The sequence below is a fragment of the Escherichia sp. AM3 genome (genome assembly GCF_032029835.1).
Lineage (GTDB): Bacteria > Pseudomonadota > Gammaproteobacteria > Enterobacterales > Enterobacteriaceae > Escherichia > Escherichia coli.
Genome location: NZ_JAVUPQ010000852.1, coordinates 1 through 291 on the forward strand (window position 1 = coordinate 1; position 291 = coordinate 291).

At 60.1% G+C, this 291-nt stretch carries 1 pseudogene; it reads right to left on the minus strand.

Annotated features, from left to right (window positions below):
- Positions 1-291, minus strand: a pseudogene (locus RTW80_RS28690) (indolepyruvate decarboxylase); the annotation flags it as partial.

A 291-nucleotide genomic window follows, 5' to 3' on the forward strand; every position in this document is an offset into this window, starting at 1 on the left:
GTTTTACACAGCGCTGTCAGCGTTTCAATGGCCTCCCTCATCGGGATACCCGTAAACCAGACGTCGCCGACGCGGGACGCGTGTGGCTGAACCTCTATCGTCTGGTCTGGCGTCAGCTGGTGGGTAAACCCGGCAGTGAGCGTATCGGTAAAGCGCGTGCCAATACACAGCACCGTATCAGCCCCCTCGATGGCCTCTTTGACCGGCGCGGCGCTCGCCGATCCGCTGTAGGTGCCGTAAAAACCGCTCTGTCGTTCGTCAAAAATGCCCTTGCCCATCAGCATGGTGGCG